The sequence below is a fragment of the Agrobacterium sp. GW821-FHT02D03 genome (assembly GCF_059421725.1).
In genome coordinates, this window is sequence record NZ_JBWKVN010000001.1 from 1,546,761 (window position 1) to 1,567,487 (window position 20,727).

Below are 20,727 nucleotides of genomic sequence, written 5' to 3' on the forward strand. Positions count from 1 at the left end.
TAGGCTATATCGACTTTTCCTACTGGACCCGGAGTTCAGCCAGGCATCCACAATGTCTTATGAATGGGGTCCTTGGCTCAAGTCGACGTCGACGTCGGAGAGATTTGAGGACACCTCGTCGAGAGCGACGCGGAGCGCTCACGCTTTTGGTAAAGCCGGTGGTCAGTCTCTCAGTCGGATGGCCTTGCACTCTGCGCCAGCGGGCAGTTCAGGCGCATGGGGCGGGCGGATGATGAGGCAGTCGGATTTTGCCATGATCTTCATCATCGACGAGTCCTGCTTCGTGAAGGCCTCCACAATCGGCTTCCCATCTTCCGCACCGACAAAGCGGGCGCGGAGATAATCCTGGCGCACGTCATTGGCTTTGAGGGCTGTGGCCGTCCTGACGGTGATCTCGCGGGCACGCGGCGCTTGGTGGCCAAGCTTGTGGATCAGTGGTTCCAGGAACAGCAGGCTGCAGACAAGGCTCGCGACCGGGTTTCCAGGCAGACCCAGCACTTGCATTAGACCGATATTCCCCACCATGAGCGGCTTGCCGGGTCTCATGGCGATGCGCCAGAAGTCCAGCGCCATGCCTTCTGCCTTCAGCGCCGCCTGGACGAGGTCGTGATCGCCAACCGATGCGCCTCCGAGCGTCACGAGAACATCGGCTTCGGCAGCGATGGCCTTGCCGATTGCCCCACGGATCAGTCTATCGTCATCCTGAACGATGCCGAGATCCAGAATATCCGCACCAGCCAGGCGAGCGAGGGCGGCGACACCGAACGTGTTCGACGCGATGATTTGCGCGACCTGCGGTTCTCCGCCGGGTGGGACGAGTTCATCGCCGGTGGCCAGGATCGCGACCAGCGGCTTGCGATAGACCGCAAGCTCGGCATGATTCATCGCGGCCGCGACGGTCAGATCGGCGAAACTCAAGCGTGTACCGGCATCGAGCACGGTTTCATCGCGCATGAAATCTTGCCCGCGCGGTCGAATGTGTCGCCCCTGAGTGACATTGAAGGCGGTGCGGATGCGGTTGTCCTCTAAAACCTCTGCGTCTTCCTGGATGAGCAAGCTATCCGCGCCTTCCGGCACGGGCGCCCCGGTGAAGATGCGGACTGCCTCACGCGCTCCGACCTCGCCCTCAAAGGCATGTCCGGCAGAGGCTGTGCCGATCACCGTCAATTCAGAGCCGATTGCTGGCGCGTCAGCGGCGCGCAGCGCGTAGCCGTCCATGGCCGAGGCATTGAACGGCGGCTGTGTGATCTGCGCCGTAAGGTCGGAGGCGAGGACCCTGTCAGCTGCGGCAGCGAGGCCAATGCGTTCGACCGTGGAAACCGGCTGCGCGGCATCCAGCAAGCGTTGAAGGGCGTCGACGACGGGGAGAAGGGGTTTCATGTTCGTCCTCTTCGGTGACTCGGATAAAGACCTTGCTGCTTATCCATGACGATCACGGAGAACGCCGCCTACAGTCTCACGCCTTGTAGTCGCCAGATTTGCCGCCGCTTTTTTCCAGGAGCCTGATCGAGCCGATCTCCATGCCCTTGTCGGCGGCCTTCGCCATGTCGTAGATCGTCAGGCAAGCGATGGAGACGGCAGTCAGCGCTTCCATCTCAACGCCGGTCTTGCCGGAAAGCTTTACGGTTGCCTGAACTCTCAAGCCGGGCAGTGCGACGTCCTCGGAGATATCGACCGACACTTTGGTCAGCATCAGCGGGTGGCAAAGCGGGATGAGGTTGGACGTCTGCTTGGCGGCCATGATGCCTGCGAGACGCGCGGTGCCGATCACGTCACCCTTCTTGGCGTTGCCCTCGCGGATCAATGCCAGCGTCTCCGGCTTCATTCTCACGAAGCCTTCGGCAATCGCGGTTCTGATCGTGTCGACTTTGTCCCCGACATCGACCATGTGGGCTTCGCCGGAGGCACCGATATGAGTGAGTTTCTGCGTGCTCATTCCGCAGCCAGAACGCCGCTCTGGCCTGTGAGAAGCGCGCGCGTCGCAGCCGTGACGTCGTCTTTGCGCATCAGGCTTTCGCCCACCAGGAAGGTGCCGATGTTGCATGTCTTTAGCCGCAGGCAATCCTCATGGGTGAAGATGCCGCTTTCGCCGACCAAAAGCTTGTCGGATGGGACGAGCTTTGCCAGGCGCTCACTGTTTTCGAGGCTGACCTCGAAGGTGCGCAGGTTGCGGTTGTTCACGCCGAGCATGGGTGAGGCGAGCTTCAGCGCACGCTCTGTTTCCTCTTCGTCATGCACTTCGACCAGAACGTCCATACCAAGCGCAAAGGCCTCGTCCTCAAGACGTTTTGCCTCGTCGTCGGAAAGGGATGCCATGATCAGCAGGATGCAGTCTGCGCCCCAGGCGCGCGCTTCATGCACCTGATAGGTTTCAAACATGAAATCCTTGCGCAGAGCGGGCAGGGCGCAGGCATTGCGGGCGGCGGTCAGGAATTCGGGCGCGCCCTGGAAGCTCGGCGTATCTGTCAGGACAGATAGGCAGGCCGCACCGCCGGCTTCATAGGCTTTCGCCAGCGCCGGTGGATCGAAATCAGGACGGATAAGACCCTTGGAGGGGCTTGCCTTCTTGATCTCGGCGATCAGGCCAAAGACGCCTTCGGATTGCTTGCGCTTCAGCGCGTTATAGAAGCCGCGAGGGGCGGTCTGATCTGCCGCCATGGCCTTCAGATCGGCAAGAGAAACCTTTGCCTTTGCGGCTGCGATTTCCTCACGCTTATAGGCTTCGATCTTTCTGAGAATATCGCTCATCTTCGCCTTACTCTTCGTTGGAGACTGCAACCAGCCTGTCGAGCGCTGCCGCAGCCTTGCCTTCATCCAGCGAGGCGCTGGCAATCTTCATGCCCTCGCTCAGCGTTTCAGCTTTGCCGGCAACGACGAGTGCTGCTGCCGCATTGCAAAGAGAGACATCGCGATAGGCATTTTTATGACCGGAGAGAACACCGCGAAGCGCCTTGGCATTGAAGATGCCGTCTCCGCCCTTCAAGTCGTCAATGGTCGCGGAAGAAACTCCAAAATCCTTTGGCGTCAGGTCGAATGTGCGGATCTTGCCATTTTCGAGCGCCGCGACATGGGTGACACCCGTCGTGGTGATCTCATCCATGCCGTCGCCGTGGACGACCCAGATCGATTCCGAGCCGAGATCGCGCAGTACTTCGGCAATCGGCTGCAGCCACCGCGGTGAAAAGACGCCGAGCAACTGACGTTTCGCGCCTGCGGGGTTCGAGAGAGGGCCAAGCAGGTTGAAAATCGTCCGGGTGCCGAGTTCGACCCGGGTCGGGCCGACATGGCGCATGGCGGAGTGGTGCAGTTGCGCGAACATGAAGCCAAGCCCAGCTTCATTGATGCAGCGACTGATTAGTTCGGGCCCGATGTCGAGTTTCACGCCAAGGGCTGAAAGGGCGTCCGCGGTACCGGATTTCGAGCTGAGCGCCTTGTTGCCATGCTTTGCCACTGGAAGGCCTGTGCCTGCAACGATGATCGCGGCGAGAGTCGAAATGTTATAGGTGCCAAGACCATCGCCGCCTGTTCCGACGATATCCACAGCATGCTCAGGAGCGGATACGGGTAGCATGCGCGCGCGCATCGAAGAAACCGCGCCGACGATTTCATCGACGGTTTCGCCGCGCACGCGCAGCGCCATGAGAAAACCGCCAATCTGGGACGGCGTGGCCTCGCCGGACATCAGAATGTCGAAGGCCTGGCGGGCCTCCTCCCGGTTCAGACTTTCGCCATCCGCCACCTTGGCAATCAGCGGCTTCAGTTCGGCCATGTCCCGTCCCCTAGTCTATCAGTATGCAGTCATCGCCTGATCTGCGAGAGCCTGATTGATGCTGACACCGTAATCATTCTGAAGACGAGTGACCATCTGATCGAGCATGTCGTCGCCAGCGGCCTTTGCCATGGCGGTGATCTGACGATCGTCATTGTTCAGCGCATCGGCAGGCGCATTGGTGTTGACTTCGGTCACCTTGAACAGGATGCGGGCCGAGCCATCGGCGTTGACGGCCGTGCCGACAAGGCCCTCAGCTCCAGCAAACACTGCCGAAACCGCCTGTTGGCCAAAGAGAGCGTCATCGCTGTTGCGGCGAAGTCCCATCTTGGTTTCTACGGCAAGACCCATTTCACCGGCGATCGTTTGCAGAGGTTCGCCCTTTTCGACGCGGTTCTTCAGCTCTTCGGCCTTGGCGGTCAAAGCATTGCGCTGTTGTTCCGCAGTCCAGTCGGCAACAACGCGGTCGCGAACTTCATCCAGCGTGCGATCACGCGGAGGGATGATCTGATCGACGTCGAACCATACATAGCCTTCACGACCGATATTGACGGCGGGTGCTTCAGTGCCGGGCTCCGTCTTGAAAACTTCCGTCAACAGAGCAGGCGTGGGCAGACTCTCGATCGGGTTGCCCTTCTCATCTTCACCATTGGCATCGATGGCGTTGATCGTCACTGGTTTCAGGTTCAGCTGGGTTGCGGCATCGGCAAGCGAGGACCCACCTCCACGCAGATCTTCATAGCGGTCGTGCACGCTGTTCAATTGTTCCGCAGCATTGGCTGTGGCGAGTTCCGTACGAATCTCTTCCTTGGCCTCATCCAGCGTCTTCAGGCTGTCGCCCTTGATGCCGGTGACGCGCAGGATGACGGGGCCGAAGGCGCCGTCGATCACTGGTGAAATACCACCGTCTTTCTGAACGGCAAACACGGCATCAGCGATGGATGGATCGGGCATGGTTTCCTTGGTGAACTCACCGAGAAGCACGTCGGCTGGCTGCTTGCCCTGGTCCTTGACGACCTGATCGTAAGTGGTGGTACCGGCGCGAATCTGCGTTGCGGCGGCTTCGGCCATTTCCTTGTTTGGGAAGACCAGTTGCTCGACGGTGCGACGGCCGGCAGTGCGGAATTTGTCCTTGTTCTTCTCGTAGTAGTCAGCAACCTGGGCGTCGGTTATGGCGTTCTGATTGGCGATATCGGAAGGCTCGAGCTTCACATAGGTGAACTTGCGATACTCGGGAGCGCGATACTGCGCCTTATGGCTTTCGAACCAGGCGGCCAGTACGTCGTCGGCGGGTGCCTTGACCGGATCGATATTGGCGTTGGACAGCAGCAGATAGTCGATTGAGCGCTGCTCGTTGCGATACTGCTTCAACGCATCGACCAGAACCTGGGGCGGCGTGAAGCCGTCAGAGATGGCGTCGACGATCTGGCTGCGGACAGCGACCTTGCTGCGTTCCTTGACATAATCGTCTTCGTTGAAGCCGGCGCCGCGCAGACGCTGGCTGAAGAGCTGGCGGTCAAACTGGCCCCCAGGAGACTTGAAAGAGGGATCTTCGGCAATGAGATTGACGAGGCGATCCTCGGAAAGGCCGAGTTTCATGTTTTCAGCCAGTTGATCGAGAGAGGCTCCGGCTGCAAGCTGACTGAAGACCTGACGATCGATCCCGAAGGCTCTCGCCTGTTCCGTGGTCAGGCGTGTGCCGAACTGCTGGCCGATCTCTGCCATTTGACGCTGATAGGCGAAGCGAAACTGGTTGGGCGTCACCGTCTGATCGCCCACGGTCATCACGGCGTGGGAATTGCTCGAGACGAGTGATGCCGACACACCCCAGATGCCGAACGAAACGACAAGAAGAAGAAGGAGCAGCTTTGCCGCCAGGGTTCTGGAAGCGTTTCTCAGGGAATCGAGCATCGTTATGCAAACCTCACACTATGCGCCCGTTATGCCGGGTCTATCGGGGTTCCTTAGAGCGTTTTATTGGTAAATGGAAGCAATTCTGTTGGTGCGGACGAGTCAACTGATTGTGCGAATTGAACGATGCCACCCAAAGGCTTCAGCCTGACTGCCTCTTGACTAGGACGGGGCGCTTTCGCCGTTAACAAGTGGGCCAACCAAGAGTGCGCAGTGGTTTTGCGATAACGACATGCGACAAAACAAGGACCCAAAGCGTATGGGCGAATCTGAGATCGCGACGTGGTTTGGGCCGCAGACAGGCGCTTATAGTCACGCTGTCACGACCGATTCGGTCACGGTGCGCTTGCGTGCAGACATTAAAAAAGCCGCCTCGTATGAGACGGCTTTCCATGACAGTTACAAGTGATTGGTCGCCGATCAGAACGCCTTGCTGCGTTCCACCACTTCCTTGAACTCCTCGTCCTCTTTCCGAAGTTCGGAGACAACCGAGACCACCGATGCGACGAACATGACGCTTATCAAAGCGGATAGGACTGTCAAAACGGTGATCATCATTTCTTACTCCGGTCTGTTCGAGCTTCCTCGATGGATCAATAGTAGTTCGTATACTGGTAGCGAGATGTCAGCTGAGGGAAGCTTGCTTCCTGCTGCTGTGGCTTCTGCGCATAGAGGCTGAACGTTGTTGCAACCATCGCGATGAGAAGCATTGTCCAGGCAGTGCTGATGACGCCGATCTTCGCTGAGGTAGACCGATTTTCTTTTGCAAACATGTGATTGTTCCTTTGCCTGCGAACTGAACGCCTGACATCGAGTCGGGTTCCGAAATAGTGTTAAAAATCGATTAGCATTGCGCCTCTGAAGCTTCCTTGAATGTCGCGTTCATCTGGCGTTCAGAAAATCGGCAGTCCACGTCAATCCATAAAGAGCTGCTCGACCACAAAGGACGTGGCGACTGTTAGGATCACCATGAATGCCAGCATTTCCATCTCCACTTGGGCCTCAGGCCCGGTGCGCTATCGATGCTTGACGTTATAGAGCATCGCTTTGAAGCTGCGCTGAATGCTGTATTCATCCGCTATTCACCTGACGTTTGACTGCATCAGTCTTGCAGATGCGATGCTGACGTGACAAAAGGCCCACAAAGACGGAAGTATCGAGAGCGGTATGACGATTGCCTTTTATCCCGGATCTTTCGATCCGATGACCAACGGACATCTGGATGTTCTCATCCAGTCATTGAATGTTGCGTCTGACGTGATCGTTGCCATCGGTGTTCACCCGGGCAAGGTGCCGATGTTCAGCTTTGATGAACGGGCCGATCTGATCCGCCAATCCCTGAACGATGTGCTGCCTGCAGCGAAAGACCGGCTGAAGGTTGTGTCCTTCAGCAATCTCGTTGTTGATGCGGCCAGGGAGCATGGCGCGACACTTCTCGTTCGAGGCCTGAGAGACGGAACCGATCTGGATTACGAAATGCAGATGGCAGGCATGAACCGGCAAATGGCGTCGGATATCCAGACGGTGTTCTTACCCGCGGGAACCGCATCCCGGCCCATTACCGCCACATTGGTCCGTCAGATCGCAGCCATGGGCGGCAATGTCGAGGCCTTCGTGCCCAAAGCCGTGCTTGAAGCCCTTAACACAAAGCTGAAACGCTAGTTTCGGCACATAGGTGGAGCCAGTCCGAATGAAATTGCTGAAGTTTGCCTTTGCAGGCGCCATGTTCGTCAGCGCGATTGCCGCAAGCACGATCGCGTCTGCTGCCGATCTTCTGACCATCCAGCTGAAAGACGGCCCGGTCGTCATCCAGCTTATGCCGGACGTCGCGCCGAAGCATGTGGCGCAGATCGAGGCTCTCGCCAAGAAGGGCGCCTATGATGGCGTTGCTTTCCACCGTGTCATCGATGGCTTCATGGCGCAGACCGGTGACGTGCAGTATGGCAACATGAACAAGGGCTTCGATGCGCGCCGCGCAGGCACCGGCGGTTCCGACCTGCCGGATATCCCAGCCGAATTTTCGAAGGTTCCCTTCGAGCGTGGCACGGTCGGCATGGCCCGTTCGCAAAATCCCAACTCCGCAAATTCGCAGTTCTTCATCATGTTCGACCAGGGACCCTTCCTCAACGGCCAGTATACAGTGGTCGGCAAGGTCGTTTCGGGCATGGAATTCGTCGACAAGATCAAGCGTGGCGCCGGTGGAAATGGTGAAGTCTCCGAGCCTGACCGTATGGTCAAGGTGACGGTGACGAAGAAGTAACGTCGGGAAGATCACGTCAAACGGGCGTTCTGCCCCCTCAAGCCTACCCTAGCAAGGAGAGATAACATGGCCGAGATCAAGGATCCGGAAAACACCCTCATCATGGAAACGACGACCGGTAAGGTTGTCATCCAGCTTCTGCCGGACGTCGCTCCTGGCCACGTGGCTCGCATCAAGGAACTGGTGTCCGAGCAGGCTTATGACGGCGTTGTTTTTCACCGCGTGATCGCCGACTTCATGGCGCAGACCGGTGACGTGAAGTTCGGCAAGAAGAGTTCTGCCGATTTCAACCCAGCGCGTGCCGGCATGGGCGGCTCCGAGAAGCCAGACCTGAAGGCTGAATTCTCAGCCATTCCGCATGTCCGCGGCACCTGCTCCATGGCGCGCTCGCAGAGCCCGAATTCCGCCAACTCGCAGTTCTTCATCTGCTTTACGGATTCTCCGTGGCTCAACAAGCAGTACACCGTTTGGGGCCAGGTGATCGAGGGCATGGACGCCATCGACAAGATCAAGAAGGGCGAGCCCGTCAAGGATCCCGATTCGATCGTCTCGATCCGTCTGGCATCTGCCGCCTGATCAAAGTGAAGTCTCCCGCCTTGCTGACTGGCAGGGCGGGATGACGTTTGCCGAGTGCAGCACGGCTATCTTTTGCCAACCATGACCCGCCGGCAGTCTCTGCGAGGCGGGTTTTGATATTCTGCTCGTTTCGCTGCCGATATGGCAGGGCAATGCGAGCCGATCGAGACACTTGATAAGAGCCTTCAAATGCGCGTTGACCTGTTCGATTTCGATCTCCCCGAGGAGAATATTGCGCTGCGCCCAGCCAATCCGCGCGATAGCGCACGCCTGCTTGTCGTGGATCCCAATACGGATCGTATGACCGATCATCAGGTTTTCGATCTTCCGAGCTTCCTGAAGCCCGGCGATGCCTTGGTCTTCAACGATACGCGGGTCATTCCTGCCCAACTCGAAGGTGTGCGGTTGCGCGATGGCGCGCAGGAGACCCCGGTTTCGGCAACGCTTCACATGCGTGCCGACGCCAGCCGATGGAAGGCCTTTGCGCGGCCGGGCAAGCGCATCAAGGCAGGCGATCGCATCCGCTTCGGTTATGAGCGCGACAATGGCTGCGGTCTCGCTTTCCTGGAAGCGACGGTCGAGGAAAAGGGCGACGAGGGCGAAATCACACTGCTCTTCGACGTCTCCGGACCGGTGCTGGATGAGGCCATTGCTTCTGTCGGCCATATCCCGCTGCCGCCTTACATCGCCGCGAAACGCGCCGAAGATGCGCAGGACCAGACGGACTACCAGACCATCTATGCCCGCGAAAAAGGCGCCGTTGCCGCACCGACTGCGGGTTTGCATTTCACCCCGGCACTCTTTGACGCGCTGGATAAGGCTGGGGTCGAGCGCCATTTCGTCACGCTGCATGTCGGGGCGGGGACGTTCTTGCCGGTCAAGGCAGACGATACCAATGATCACAAGATGCATCTCGAGATCGGTTACGTCTCGGATGAGACAGCGCAGAAGCTGAACGCGGTGAAGGCAAGGGGCGGGCGCATCGTCTGTGTTGGCACGACATCGCTGCGGCTGATCGAAAGTGCGGCTGGTGATGACGGGCAGATACGTCCATGGTCCGGCGCCACCGGTATCTTCATCACGCCCGGCTACCGCTTCAAAGCGGTCGATATTCTGATGACCAATTTTCACCTGCCGAAGTCCACGCTCTTCATGCTGGTTTCGGCCTTCTGCGGGCTGGGGACGATGAGGGCTGCCTATGCTCATGCCATCGAAACCGGCTACCGCTTCTATTCCTATGGCGATTCCAGCCTGCTGTTCCGGAAAGTCTGATGCACGAGAACTTCACCTTCACCCTTAGAGCAACCAGCGGCGGCGCGCGTCTCGGCGAAGTGGCGATGCCGCGCGGCGTCATCCGCACGCCCGCCTTCATGCCGGTTGGCACCGTCGGTACCGTCAAGGCGATGTACCTCGATCAGGTCCGGGAGCTTGGCGCCGATATCATTCTCGGCAACACCTATCACCTGATGCTGCGCCCCGGCCCGGAGCGTGTGGCGCGTCTGGGTGGTCTGCATGAGCTGATTCGCTGGCCGCATCCGATCCTGACAGACAGTGGCGGCTTCCAGGTGATGTCGCTGTCTGGCCTGCGCAAGCTGGATGAGAAGGGCGTGACCTTCAAGAGCCATGTCGATGGCTCGCTTCATCACATGTCGCCGGAACGCTCCATCGAGATCCAGGGGTTGCTCGATTCGGACATCCAGATGCAGCTCGATGAATGCGTGGCACTTCCTGCCGAGCGCAAGGAAATCGAACGCGCGATGGAAATGTCCTTGCGCTGGGCGGAACGCTGCCGGGTTGCATTCGGCGAGCAGCCGGGTAAGGCGATGTTCGGCATCGTCCAAGGTGGCGACCAGCCTGACCTGCGTATTCGCTCCGCCGAAGGGCTGAAACAACTCGATCTCAAGGGCTATGCCGTGGGCGGTCTTGCGGTGGGCGAGCCGCAGGACGTGATGCTTGCCATGCTCGATACGACGCTGCCGGTTCTGCCGACCGAAAAGCCACGCTACCTGATGGGCGTCGGCACGCCGGACGATATCTTGAAATCCGTGGCACGCGGCATCGACATGTTCGATTGCGTGATGCCGACCCGCTCCGGTCGTCATGGCCTTGCCTTTACCCGCCGAGGCAGGGTGAATATCCGCAACGCCCGCCACGCGGAAGACATGCGTCCGTTGGATGAGCAGTCCAACTGCCCGGCATCGCGCGATTATTCGCGGGCTTACCTCCATCACCTGGTACGTTCCAATGAAGCGCTCGGTGGCATGCTTCTGTCTTGGCACAATCTCGCCTATTATCAGGAGTTGATGCAGGGGATTCGCAAATCGATCGAAGAAGGTCGCTTTCCGGATTTCTACGCGGAGACCATTGAAATGTGGGCGAAAGGCGATATCGATCCGGTGTGACAACCATCATCGGATAGCTGAATGCTAGATGCGCCTTACGTTCTTTTTCGTGACGATACGACCGGCACCGTGACGCTGTTTACGGAGCCGGAGGAGATTATCGTTGCGCATGAGGCCAGCGACGTGTTTCCTGCGCTTGAAAAAATGCAGGCCGCCAGAACCAGCGGAAAATATTTAGCCGGCTATATGTCCTATGAGGCAGGATACCTTTTCGAGCCCAAGCTGAGGCCTCTGGCAGAGCAAGATCGGGCTTGCCCGCTATTGTGCTTTGGTGTGTTTTCGTCACCATCCGGTGATACACATGCGGCATCCAAGCCATTGAAACTTATGGTGCCTGACGATTTTTTGAGCGATCTCACGGCGTCATGGACCTTTGCTGATTACGAGAAACAGTTCAATCGACTGCATCAGCATCTCCGCCAAGGAGATTGTTACCAGGCTAACCTTACCATGCCTGTCACTGGTCGGTGGCATGGCGATCCGCTTCTCGCCTTCTGGTCTCTGGTCGAGCGACAGCCAGTCAAATATGGTGCGCTGGTTCATCTGGACGGCCCCATCATCCTGTCACGCTCGCCGGAACTCTTCTTCTCCATTAATGCGGATGGCTGGATCGAGACCCATCCGATGAAGGGTACGGTCAAGCGCGGAGCGTCGGCTGATGAGGACGCGGCGATCATTTCCGCTATGGGCAAGGACGAGAAGACGCTCGCCGAAAACCGCATGATCGTCGATCTTCTGCGCAACGACATTTCGCGGATCACAGAAGTCGGTACTCTGGATGTGCCAAAGCTCTTCGAGATCGAGACCTATCCGACCGTGCACCAGATGGTCAGCCATGTGCGCGCAGAGCTCCTGCCGGACATGACGATCGCCGATATTTTTGCAGCACTGTTTCCGTGCGGCTCGGTAACGGGAGCACCGAAGATGCGGGCGATGGAGATATTGCATGACCTGGAGGTCGGACCGCGCGACGTCTATTGCGGCGCGATCGGCATGATTTCACCAAAGGGTGACATGCGGTTCTCGGTCGCGATCCGCACCATCACCCTTTTCGACGATGGGCGCGCGACCTTCAATGTCGGTGGCGGGATTGTCTTCGATTCCACCGCGCAGTCCGAATATGACGAATGCCTTCTCAAGGCAAAGTTTGCGGCCGGCGACCGAAAGCTCGTCTAAGCCTGCCAACGGCATAAATCTCAGCCGTCATGCAAGTGTCATGGATCGATCTTAGAGACGGATGCCAGGGAGCAGGCTTCTTCACGAACCGGAACATGGTGCGCCCGCGCTACATGCTGTGTCGAAGACTTCGTCTTTCTTTGTTTTCTCAAGGATACCGTTCCATGACATCACTCCGTTTCTCTGCCTCTCGCCGGCTTGCTGCCGCCCTGGCGGCATCGATCTTCATGTTTCCTGCTGCCGTGATGGCTGAAACCACCGCCGCTGCAAACGGCGTCAGATACGCGAGCAAGGGCTTGGTCGCCGTTGGTCGTATTCCCGCCAGCCAGCGCGACAAGTTCGGCGAAACCTTTGGCTCCGGCTCGGGTATGGCGATCGATGGCACCAGCTGGAAGAGGGAAGGCGATGGCTATCGCGGTTCCCTATGGTTGCTGCCGGACCGTGGCTACAATGTCGAAGGAACGACGGATTACAATGCCCGAATCAACAAGATCGACGTGACGCTGATGCCCGCAACGGGCGGCGACGTGGCTGCGGACAAGCAGCAGACGGGTGTTCAGGCGACGCTTGCCGATACGCTGCTTTTGACCGATGAGCAGGGCAAGAACATGACAGGCCTCGACCCTGAGGCCGGTACCCGTCCGGCGAGTGGCACGACGCCAGTGCTGCCTTTTGCGTCTACAGGCAAAGTCTCTCTCGATGCCGAGGCGGTGGTGCGTCTGGCGGACGGCTCGTTCCTCATCAGCGACGAGTACGGCCCCTATATCTATCACTTCTCTACCGACGGTAAGATGATCTCGGCCACGCAGCCGCCAAAGGCGCTGCTGCCGATGCGCAAGGGTGAGATCAACTTCTCGTCCAACAATGTGGGCGAAGGTGGCAAGAAGCCCGATCCGAAGGACCCCGAAACCGGGCGCCAGAACAATCAGGGTCTGGAAGGCATGTCGCTGACCCCGGATGGCAAATATCTTATCGCCGTTCTGCAATCGGCAACCCGTCAGGATGGCGGCGATTCCTCGTCGACCCGCGATCACACCCGCGCACTGGTCTATGATGCGACCGATGTCGATCACCTGAAGCTCGTGCATGAATATGTCGTGCCGCTGCCGAAGTTCGAGGGCAAGGACAAGAAGCTCGTCGCAGCACAGAGCGAGATCCTGGCTTTGTCGGACAAGGCATTCCTGATGCTGGCGCGCGACAGCAACAATGGTCAGGGTATGAAGGGCGATACGTCGGTCTACCGCAGAATAGAACTTGTAGATCTCTCCGGCGCGACGGACATCGCCGGTGGCGAATTCGACGATGTGAAGCCGGTTGCGCCCAAGGGTGTCCTGGATAGCGCCATCAAGCCAGCCGCTTTGCATGACTTCATCGATCTGAACGACAGCAAGGAGCTTGCCCGCGTCGGCCTGCACAATGGCGCCCCGAACGACAAGAACAACCTGTCGGAGAAGTGGGAGGCTATGTCGATTGCAAGCGTCCTCGATGCTTCCGCACCGGATGATTATTTCCTCTTCGTCGCCAATGACAACGACTTCCTGACGCAGGACGGTTTCCAGGTTGGGAAGTCGTACAAGGCGGAAGGTGATGCGGATGTGGACACCATGTTCCAGGTGTTCCGCGTGACACTGCCGGGCGTTGCCAAGCGCTAAAAACAGAGCGCTTCGTGAGAGCCGCGCCGAAAACATTCGGCGCGGCTTTTTTACGCATATCAATCGTCGTCGATCCCTTCGATTTCCTGCGTGCCGGACGTGGTGGAATGAAACACCGGCACGAAGAGGCGCATATATACGAGCCTGACGCTCCAGCCCTGTTCCAGAGCGTCTGCCCAGGCCTGCTTGCGACCGGGCTTTTTGAAGCCTTTTGCGATCGCCTTCTTCTCGCTCTTGGCGAAGGTCTTCGGTTGAAGAATGTTTTCAGGCGAACACAGGGCAAAGCCCTTCTGGAAGGCCGGTGGCGGGTTGGGTGTGATTGTCATGAGTGTATCAGCCTGCGTGGAGGAAGCGGATGGCTTCGTCCCTGCGATGGAGATAAAGCAGGGTTCTGAGGTTCTTGCCGCGCTCGCTCACAAGCTCGGCGTCTTTTTCTATCATATAGGCTGCATCCTTGCGGGCGATCTCCAGCAAATCGGCATGCGCCTCGAGGCTCGCTATGCGAAAGCCAGGCGTGCCGGATTGGCGGGTGCCGAGGAGTTCTCCTTCGCCGCGTAGCTTCAGATCCTCTTCGGCAATCAGGAAGCCGTCTTCGCTATCGCGCAGGATGGAGAGACGGGCCTTGCCGTTCTCACTCAACGGACCCTTGTACAGCAATATGCAGGTGGAGGCCTCGTCGCCACGTCCGACACGACCGCGCAGCTGATGAAGCTGGGCAAGGCCGAAGCGTTCGGCGTGCTCGATGACCATGATCGTGGCATCCGGCACATCCACGCCCACTTCGACGACAGTGGTTGCCACAAGCAAGCGTGTTTCGCCGCTTTTGAAGGCGAGCATCGCCGCATCCTTTTCAGGCCCGCTCATCCGCCCGTGGATGAGGCCGATATTGGCGCCCAAGGATTGTGACAGCACCGCATGCCGTTCCTCTGCCGACATGAGATCCGATTCCTCTGATTCTTCAACCAGAGGGCAAATCCAGTAGGCCTTCTTGCCCTCCGCCAAAGCGCTGCGCAGCCGGTCGACGATGTCACCGATCCGCTCATTGGGAATGGTCACCGTCTGGATAGGCTTTCGGCCTGCGGGCTTTTCCGTCAGCTTGGAGACATCCATATCGCCGAAGGCGGCGAGAACCAGCGTGCGGGGAATGGGTGTTGCCGTCATGACCAGCATATGCGGCGTGATGCCCTTGGCGGTGAGACGGAGGCGTTGATGCACGCCGAAGCGATGCTGTTCATCCACGACGGCGAGGACGAGGTTCTTATAGGACACGCTGTCCTGAAACAGGGCGTGCGTGCCAATAACGATCTGTGCTTCGCCGGATGCGATGCGCTCCTCGATTTCGCGGCGCTCCTTGCCTTTGGTTCTGCCCGTCAGAACCTCGCAGGAGATGCCAGCGGCTGCAGCGTACTTCGTAATCGTCGCAAAATGCTGGCGCGCCAGAATTTCCGTCGGCGCCATCAGCACGGCCTGTCCACCGGCCTCCACGGCCGTTGCCATCGCCATCAGCGCAACCAGCGTCTTGCCCGCGCCGACATCGCCCTGTAGCAGGCGGAGCATGCGGTCTTCGCCCGCCATGTCGGTCAGAATATCCTTCACCGCAGCGCTCTGGCTTGCAGTCAGCGAGAAGGGCAGGCCCGCGAGAATGCGCGCTGCATAATCTCCCTTGGCGCGGATCGGCTGACCAGCGACCTTGCGCAGTCTCTGGCGAACCAGCGCCAGCGAAAGCTGCCCGGCCAGGAACTCGTCATAGGCAAGCCTGCGGCGGGCAGGGGCCTGCGGATCGATATCGACAGTGTCGCGTGGATCGTGCAACTCGCGGAAGGCATCGGCCACATGCGGGAAGCTCTGGCGTGAGGCAAGCGTCTCGTCGATCCATTCGGGAAAGACCGGCAGGCGTTGCAACGCGGTATCGATGGACCGCTTCAATATCTTGGGCGAAAGACCGGCCGTCATCGGATAGACGGCTTCGACCAGCGGCAGATTGTCGGCCTCCGAGACCTTCACCATGAAATCCGGATGAACCATGGAGGCGCGACCGTTGAACCAGTCGATCTTGCCGCTGACCATCACCTCTTCATCGACAGGAAGCGCCTTTGATAGCCAGTCGCCGCGTGCGCGGAAGAAGGTCAGCGCCAGTTCGCCTGTCTCGTCGTGCAGGAAGACGCGATAGGGCGCGGAGCGATTGCCGAGCGGCGCAGGCTGGTGCCGGTCGATACGTCCCTGAATGGTGACAATGGCGCCCTGCGGTGCAAGCGCGATGCCCGGGCGGTTACGCCGGTCGATGATATTGGACGGCGCATGAAACAGCAGATCTATGACGCGTGTGTCTTCGGCATTTTCGCGGCCCAGAAGTTTCGCCAACAGATCGGCAAGCTTCGGCCCGACGCCGGCAAGCGAAGAGACTGTGGCAAAGAGGGGATCGAGTATGGCGGGACGCATGGGCTGCAAAATCGGGGAAGGCTGTCCCCATTGCAATAGCGCGACACCGATAAAGCGCGTTTATCACCGGCAGTTTTTATGCCCTGTGCCGTATATTTGCACAAATAGCGGTTCCCAAGCGTTCCTGTCCTGTTCTATAGGAGAACGAAAATCAACAATTTGTTGAATTTCCAACAAACAGGTGACTGCGATGACTGGACTGGTGCGCACGAGTGCAGACCTCGAACCGAGACGCCGGCGGATTCTCTATCGCTGTTGGCACCGCGGCATTCGCGAAATGGATCTGGTTCTGGGCCAGTTCGCCGAAGACAATATCGGCGATCTGTCAGATGCAGAACTCGACGAGCTGGAAGTGATCATGGCTGAGGAGGATAACGACCTCGTCAAGATGGTCACGGGCGCTCTGCCGATCCCTGAAAAATTCCAGACGCTTCTCTTCATGAAAATCGCCTCTTATCGCCCGGACTTCGATCCGGTCACATCCGAGACAACGAAAGCCTGATTTATGATCGCCGGGATTGATGTGAAGCTGGTGGCATCGGCCGATACGCCGCTGACCATTGGAAATGTGCCGTCCGGAGTGGAGGCGCTTCTCCTGGCGGATATGGCGCGCGGCGGAACATCCGTTGCCTATGTCGTGTCGGACGGACACCGTGTTGCGGATCTCGAGCAGATCCTTGGGTTTGTGGCCCCGGACATTCCGGTTCTGACGCTGCCCGCGTGGGACTGCCTTCCCTACGACCGTGTGTCCCCGAGTGCGGACACTTCCGCGCGCCGGCTGGCAGCGCTTTCCGGTCTCATCCAGCATCAAAAGAAGCCGCATCCGGCCATCGTGCTCGTCACCGTCAATGCGATGCTGCAGAAGATGGCGCCGCGCGATGTCATCGAGAGTCTGGCTTTTTCCGCCAAGCCGGGCAACCAGATCCGCATGGAAGAGATCGCCGCGCGTCTGGAGCGTAACGGTTTCGACCGTGTTGCGACGGTTCGCGAGGTCGGCGAATTTGCCGTGCGCGGCGGTATTCTCGATGTCTTCGTTCCCGGCACGGAAGAGCCGGTGCGTCTCGATTTCTTCGGCGATACGCTGGAGAGCATCCGTACCTTCGATCCCGCCAGCCAGCGCACCATTGGCCAGGCCCGCTCTCTCGATCTGAGCCCCATGAGCGAAGTGACGCTGACACCGGATACGATCAGCCGCTTTCGCAAGAATTACCTTTCACTCTTCGGCGCTGCCACCAGGGACGATTCACTTTATCAGGCTGTCTCGGAAGGCCGACGTTATGCCGGCATGGAGCACTGGCTGCCGCTCTTCTACGAGAAGCTGGAAACCGCATTCGACTATCTGCAAGGCTTCCGCATCGTCACCGATCACAACGCGCGCGAAGCCGCAGTCGAGCGCTCCAAACTCGTGCATGATTACTTCGAGGCGCGGCGCAATTCCGGCCAGACAAAAGGTGCCACGCAGGGCGCGCCATACAAGCCTGTTTCACCCAGCCAGCTCTATCTCGGCGGCAAGAGCTTCGATGAGGCGCTGAACGCCGTCAATGCCGTGCGCCTGACGCCCTTCAATGAACAGGACTCTAACGACAGGCCAGTGGCCACCCTCGATGCGCATGTGGGCCCCCGCTGGGCAAAGCCTCCGGCGGAAGGCGGCAGCGAAGACCGCGTCAATGTCTTTGATCTGGCAGTCAAGCACATTGCCGAGCGTCGGTCCAAGGGCTGGAAGGTTCTGATCACCGGTTGGTCGGAAGGGTCGCTGGACCGTCTGCTGCAGGTTTTGAACGAGCACGGGCTTGAGAAAATCAAGCCGATCTCGTCATTGAAAGAGATCGAGAAACTCGCAAAGGGCGAGGCGGCATCGGCGGTTCTCAGCCTCGAAGCCGGTTTTGAGACGACCCTCGGTACGAGCAATCTCGCCATTATCGGCGAACAGGACATCCTCGGCGACCGTATGGTGCGTCGATCCAAGCGCCGCAAGCGCGGTGCCGACTTCATCTCCGAAGTCGCGGGACTCGATGAAGGGTCACTCGTCGTTCATGCCGAGCATGGTATCGGTCGCTTCGTCGGGCTCCGCACGATCGAGGCAGCTGGCGCACCGCGTGACTGCCTGGAACTGCATTACGCCGATGACGCCAAGCTGTTCCTACCTGTCGAGAACATCGATCTTCTGTCCCGCTATGGCTCGGATGCGGCGGAAGCCCAGCTTGACAAGCTTGGCGGCGGCGCATGGCAGATGCGCAAGGCGAAGCTCAAGAAGCGCCTGTTGGATATGGCGGGCGATCTTATCCGGATTGCTGCTGCCCGCCTTGTGCGCCACGCGCCGGTGTTGACGGCACCCGATGGCCTCTACGACGAATTTGCTGCGCGTTTCCCCTATGAGGAAACCGAAGACCAGATGAATGCCATCGACTCGATCCGCGACGATCTTGGCGCCGGCCGTCCGATGGACCGCCTGATCTGCGGTGATGTGGGCTTCGGCAAGACGGAAGTGGCGCTGCGCGCGGCCTTCCTTGCGGCCATGAATGGTGTTCAGGTCGCCGTCGTCGTGCCGACAACGCTTCTGGCACGTCAGCATTTCCGCACCTTCTCAGAGCGTTTCCGTGGGCTTCCGATCCGCGTGCAGCAGGCGTCGCGTTTGGTCGGCGCCAAGGAGCTCAATCTCGCCAAGAAGGAAGTGGCGGAAGGCAAGACCGATATCGTTGTCGGCACGCATGCGCTTCTGGGGCAGGGGATCACCTTTGCCAATCTCGGCCTTTTGATCATCGATGAAGAGCAGCATTTTGGCGTCAAGCATAAGGAGCGGCTGAAGGAGCTAAAGAGCGACGTTCACGTTCTGACACTGTCCGCAACGCCGATCCCCCGCACCTTGCAATTGGCGATGACGGGTGTGCGCGAACTGTCGCTGATCACCACGCCGCCGGTCGACCGCATGGCGGTGCGCACCTTTATTTCGCCTTTCGATCCGCTTGTCATCCGCGAAACATTGATGCGCGAGCATTATCGCGGCGGGCAGAGCTTCTATGTCTGCCCGCGTCTGGCCGATCTTGCGGACATCCACGCCTTCCTGCAGTCCGACGTGCCGGAGTTGAAGGTTGCGGTTGCCCATGGGCAGATGCCGGCGAGCGAATTGGAAGACATCATGAATGCTTTCTATGACGGCAAATATGATGTTCTCCTCTCAACCACCATCGTCGAATCCGGCCTTGATGTACCGACTGCCAACACGCTGATCGTCCACCGCGCGGATATGTTCGGTCTTGCACAGCTCTATCAGCTACGTGGTCGTGTCGGGCGTTCCAAGGTTCGCGCCTTTGCGCTCTTCACGCTGCCGGTCAACAAGGTACTGACAACGATGGCCGAGCGGCGGTTGAAGGTGCTGCAGTCACTGGACACGCTCGGTGCCGGCTTCCAGCTTGCCAGCCACGATCTCGATATTCGCGGTGCGGGCAATCTGCTTGGCGAAGAGCAATCCGGCCATATCAAGGAAGTCGGTTTCGAGCTTTACCAGCAAATGCTGGAAGAAGCGGTTGCCGAGGTGAAGGGCGAGGACGACGTTATCGACACCGGCTGGTCGCCACAAATCTCCGTCGGTACCTCCGTGATGATTCCGGAAAGCTATGTGCCTGATCTCCACCTGCGCATGGGTCTCTACCGTCGCCTGGGCGAATTGACGGACCTCAACGAGATCGACGGCTTCGGGGCGGAAATGATCGATCGTTTCGGACCGCTGCCGAAGGAAGTGCAGCATCTGTTGAAGATCGTTTACGTCAAGTCGCTCTGCCGTACCGCCAATGTCGAGAAGCTGGATGCCGGCCCGAAGGGTGTCGTCGTGCAGTTCCGCAACAAGGAGTTTCCGAACCCGGCGGCACTCGTTGGCTACATCGCCAAGCAGGGCTCGATGGCGAAGATCAGGCCCGACCACAGCGTGTTCCTCACCCGCGATCTTCCGACGCCCGAAAAGCGCTTGGCCGGCGCGGCGATGATCATGAACCAGCTTGCGGAACTGGCGAAATCCTGACGCGAGTAAGAAAAATCGCGTCCTTGAGATTCCTTACAAGGAATTAATCAAACGGACATGTATCGGTAGTCTTCCGGGGCGTAGTCTCATCCTCATCAGCACAGGACGATGTGCTGACAGATTTTAAGGAGCAGGACTATGTGGACATTGAAGAACAGATTTGTCACCGCTGGTCTGGTTGCTTTGACAATTGCGGGCACCACAATTGCCACCACCAGCCAAGCTGAAGCACGCAACAATTTCGGCCGCGGCCTTGCCGCCGGTATTGCTGGTACACTCGTAGGCGGCGCATTGCTGTCTGCTGCACATGACAGGCCGGTTTACGGCACGCCTGTTTATGCCGAACCCACCTATTACGGCCCGCCCCCTGTCGTCTACGAGCCCGTTTACCCCCGCTGCCATGTTGCATGGCGTCAGGACGGATTTGGCGACATGTATCGCGTCCGTGTCTGCGATTGATGTGAAATGATATTGCTATTGATGTGAGCTGATATTGTAAGACGAAAACAAATAAAATTTTTCAATGA

Annotated in this window: 19 protein-coding genes; 10 read left to right on the forward strand and 9 right to left on the reverse strand. The window is 58.7% G+C overall.

What is annotated here, in order from left to right; translation table 11 throughout:
* Positions 1–162 precede the first annotated feature (162 nt).
* From AC07U5_RS07220 to AC07U5_RS07250, 7 genes are all read right to left on the reverse strand, one after another.
* Positions 163–1,380, reverse strand: a complete 1,218-nt coding sequence (locus AC07U5_RS07220; protein ID WP_494722635.1) for a molybdopterin molybdotransferase MoeA — start codon at positions 1,378–1,380, stop codon at positions 163–165.
* 76 nt (positions 1,381–1,456) lie between these two features.
* A complete protein-coding gene (gene moaC / locus AC07U5_RS07225) occupies positions 1,457–1,936 on the reverse strand; it encodes a cyclic pyranopterin monophosphate synthase MoaC (protein WP_343107405.1) in 480 nt (159 codons plus the stop codon).
* Positions 1,933–2,748: an indole-3-glycerol phosphate synthase TrpC gene (trpC, locus tag AC07U5_RS07230; protein ID WP_343107406.1), complete on the reverse strand. Its 816-nt coding sequence runs from the start codon at positions 2,746–2,748 to the stop codon at positions 1,933–1,935. Before trpC ends, moaC begins: the two co-directional genes overlap by 4 nt.
* 7 nt (positions 2,749–2,755) lie before the next feature.
* Complete coding sequence (trpD, locus tag AC07U5_RS07235) at positions 2,756–3,769, reverse strand: anthranilate phosphoribosyltransferase (RefSeq protein WP_343107407.1); 1,014 nt, start codon at positions 3,767–3,769, stop codon at positions 2,756–2,758.
* An 18-nt stretch (positions 3,770–3,787) separates the two neighbouring features.
* Positions 3,788–5,680: a peptidylprolyl isomerase gene (locus AC07U5_RS07240; protein ID WP_494722636.1), complete on the reverse strand. Its 1,893-nt coding sequence runs from the start codon at positions 5,678–5,680 to the stop codon at positions 3,788–3,790.
* Between the two features lie 420 nt (positions 5,681–6,100).
* Positions 6,101–6,238: a hypothetical protein gene (locus AC07U5_RS07245; RefSeq protein WP_343107570.1), complete on the reverse strand. Its 138-nt coding sequence runs from the start codon at positions 6,236–6,238 to the stop codon at positions 6,101–6,103.
* A gap of 35 nt (positions 6,239–6,273) precedes the next feature.
* Complete coding sequence (locus AC07U5_RS07250) at positions 6,274–6,453, reverse strand: hypothetical protein (RefSeq protein WP_062427417.1); 180 nt, start codon at positions 6,451–6,453, stop codon at positions 6,274–6,276.
* 394 nt (positions 6,454–6,847) lie between these two features.
* Here AC07U5_RS07250 and coaD point away from each other — a divergent pair, with 394 nt between their 5' ends.
* From coaD to AC07U5_RS07285, 7 genes are all read left to right on the forward strand, one after another.
* Positions 6,848–7,342: a pantetheine-phosphate adenylyltransferase gene (coaD, locus tag AC07U5_RS07255; protein ID WP_062437350.1), complete on the forward strand. Its 495-nt coding sequence runs from the start codon at positions 6,848–6,850 to the stop codon at positions 7,340–7,342.
* 28 nt (positions 7,343–7,370) lie between these two features.
* Positions 7,371–7,940: a peptidylprolyl isomerase gene (locus AC07U5_RS07260; protein ID WP_062437351.1), complete on the forward strand. Its 570-nt coding sequence runs from the start codon at positions 7,371–7,373 to the stop codon at positions 7,938–7,940.
* Positions 7,941–8,006: 66 nt separating this feature from the next.
* On the forward strand, positions 8,007–8,516 hold the full coding sequence (locus AC07U5_RS07265; protein WP_062427414.1) for a peptidylprolyl isomerase: 510 nt from the start codon (positions 8,007–8,009) through the stop codon (positions 8,514–8,516).
* A 189-nt stretch (positions 8,517–8,705) separates the two neighbouring features.
* The gene (gene queA, locus AC07U5_RS07270; RefSeq protein ID WP_494722637.1) at positions 8,706–9,788 is read left to right on the forward strand and encodes a tRNA preQ1(34) S-adenosylmethionine ribosyltransferase-isomerase QueA; all 1,083 of its coding nucleotides are present in this window, start codon (positions 8,706–8,708) and stop codon (positions 9,786–9,788) included.
* Complete coding sequence (gene tgt / locus AC07U5_RS07275) at positions 9,788–10,918, forward strand: tRNA guanosine(34) transglycosylase Tgt (protein ID WP_494722638.1); 1,131 nt, start codon at positions 9,788–9,790, stop codon at positions 10,916–10,918. The genes queA and tgt overlap by 1 nt, the downstream gene beginning before the upstream one ends.
* A gap of 21 nt (positions 10,919–10,939) precedes the next feature.
* Positions 10,940–12,094, forward strand: a complete 1,155-nt coding sequence (locus AC07U5_RS07280; RefSeq protein ID WP_494722639.1) for an aminodeoxychorismate synthase component I — start codon at positions 10,940–10,942, stop codon at positions 12,092–12,094.
* Between the two features lie 164 nt (positions 12,095–12,258).
* The gene (locus AC07U5_RS07285) at positions 12,259–13,746 is read left to right on the forward strand and encodes an esterase-like activity of phytase family protein (protein WP_494722640.1); all 1,488 of its coding nucleotides are present in this window, start codon (positions 12,259–12,261) and stop codon (positions 13,744–13,746) included.
* 59 nt (positions 13,747–13,805) lie between these two features.
* Here the strand turns inward: AC07U5_RS07285 and AC07U5_RS07290 are convergent, their stop codons facing one another.
* Complete coding sequence (locus AC07U5_RS07290; protein WP_494722641.1) at positions 13,806–14,072, reverse strand: hypothetical protein; 267 nt, start codon at positions 14,070–14,072, stop codon at positions 13,806–13,808.
* A gap of 7 nt (positions 14,073–14,079) precedes the next feature.
* Positions 14,080–16,185 (reverse strand): ATP-dependent DNA helicase RecG, encoded by a 2,106-nt coding sequence (gene recG / locus AC07U5_RS07295; protein WP_494722642.1) that lies wholly within the window; start codon positions 16,183–16,185, stop codon positions 14,080–14,082.
* A 190-nt stretch (positions 16,186–16,375) separates the two neighbouring features.
* On the opposite strand from recG, the gene AC07U5_RS07300 reads away from it, so the two are divergent.
* The 3 genes from AC07U5_RS07300 (at position 16,376) to AC07U5_RS07310 (ending at position 20,659) form a co-directional block, all read left to right on the forward strand.
* Complete coding sequence (locus tag AC07U5_RS07300; RefSeq protein ID WP_494722643.1) at positions 16,376–16,687, forward strand: succinate dehydrogenase assembly factor 2; 312 nt, start codon at positions 16,376–16,378, stop codon at positions 16,685–16,687.
* Positions 16,688–16,690: 3 nt separating this feature from the next.
* Positions 16,691–20,200: a transcription-repair coupling factor gene (mfd, locus tag AC07U5_RS07305; protein ID WP_494722644.1), complete on the forward strand. Its 3,510-nt coding sequence runs from the start codon at positions 16,691–16,693 to the stop codon at positions 20,198–20,200.
* Between the two features lie 138 nt (positions 20,201–20,338).
* The gene (locus AC07U5_RS07310; protein WP_062427406.1) at positions 20,339–20,659 is read left to right on the forward strand and encodes a hypothetical protein; all 321 of its coding nucleotides are present in this window, start codon (positions 20,339–20,341) and stop codon (positions 20,657–20,659) included.
* The last annotated feature ends 68 nt before the right edge of the window (positions 20,660–20,727 follow it).